The following is a 1,473-nucleotide window of genomic DNA, read 5'->3' as shown; positions in this document are numbered from 1 at the left end:
ACCCCCCGCGCCGCCGGCCCCGCCCACACCGCCCGCGCCGGCGTGACCACCGATGCCGAACAGCGGCGAGGAAGCCCCGCCATCACCGCCGCCGCCGCCGGCTCCGCCGCGGCCGCCGACCCCCAGCGAGTCACCAGCATTCCCGCCGTCGGCACCCGCACCGCCCGTAGACAAGCCATTCGCAGACGCCCGCGCTGCGGCGCCGCCAGCGCCACCGGCGCCACCCGGACCCCCGGCGCCGGCCAGGCCGCCGGTACCGCCGGCGCCTCCCACGCCCCCGGCGCCGCCGTTGCCCGCCAGCAGCCCGCCGGCACCGCCGCGACCGCCCACGCCCCCGGCACTACCGTCGCCGCCGGACACAGCGCTGCTGGCACCGTCACCGCCCACACCGCCGGCCCCCGCATTTGTGGCTACTGGGTTGCCGTTGAACGACGTCGCGTTGCCACCGTCGCCGCCGTCGCCGCCCGCACTGCCCGGGGCCATGCCATCACTTCCCGCACCGCCCGCACCACCGTTTACGAGGTTGGTTCCTAGTATCGATTGCAAGATGCCTACCGCGTAGCCGCCGTTGCCCCCGTCGCCGCCGGCCCCGCCGGCAGCGGCCAAGCCCCCGGCGCCACCATCACCGCCACGAGCGAATACGCTAACGGAGTTGGTTATCGACTGTCCGGCGCCGTCGCCGCCGGCGCCCCCGGTGGGCGCGGCTGCGGTGCCAGCGCCGCCGTTGCCGCCGTCGGCGGCGGGAGGGCCACTCCCTCCGGCTTCGTCGGGCGGCGTAATGCCAGCGGGGGCCGCGGGTCCGGGGATGGGATTGGTGCCATTTGCCCCGGCCATACCGGCGCCACCGCGTCCGCCGGCCCCGCCGTCGCCGATTAGCCCCGCGTTGCCGCCACTACCGCCTGCACCCCCAACACCGCCGTTGACACCGGCCCCGCCGTCCCCGCCGGCACCACCATTGCCGAATAGCAGGGAACCAGCACCACCGACACCACCGGCACCACCTAAGCCGCCGCGCCCACCGGCACCACCTGCGCCGTACAACGTCCCCCCTTGACCACCGGCACCCCCTGCGGCGCCTACTCCGCCTTGCCCACCCATGCCCCCGCTGCCAAACAATCCCGCTGCACCACCAGCACCGCCAGGCTGGCCAGCCGCCCCGGCTGCGCCATCACCGCCGTTGCCAATTAACAGCCCGCCAACACTGCCGGCCTGCCCGGGCGCCGACCCGTCAGCGCCATTGCCGATCAGTGGGCGACCCAATAGCGCCTGGGCAGGCGCGTTGACCAGGCCCAGCGCATTTTGTTGCAGGTTTTGCAGCGGCGCGGCATTGCCGGCCTCGGCACCGGTATAGGCGCGCGCCGCGCCCGTCATGGTCCGGACGAATTGGTCATGCAACAGTGCTGCCTGGGCGCTCAGCTCCTGATACCCGCGGGCATGCGCACTGAAAAGAGCCGCCACCTGCACTGACACCTC

The 1,473-nt window shown here is 74.3% G+C and carries 1 protein-coding gene; it reads right to left on the bottom strand.

What is annotated here, in order from left to right:
* On the bottom strand, nt 1-1,473 hold a 1,473-nt coding region (locus tag F0Q45_RS25935), incomplete at both ends, for a PE family protein (RefSeq protein ID WP_262491194.1).

It is taken from the genome of Mycobacterium simiae, assembly GCF_008370645.1.
In the GTDB taxonomy this organism is placed as follows: domain Bacteria; phylum Actinomycetota; class Actinomycetes; order Mycobacteriales; family Mycobacteriaceae; genus Mycobacterium; species Mycobacterium simiae_A.
Note: the sequence above shows the minus strand (reverse complement) of the source record. Positions and strands in the feature narration are given on the sequence as shown.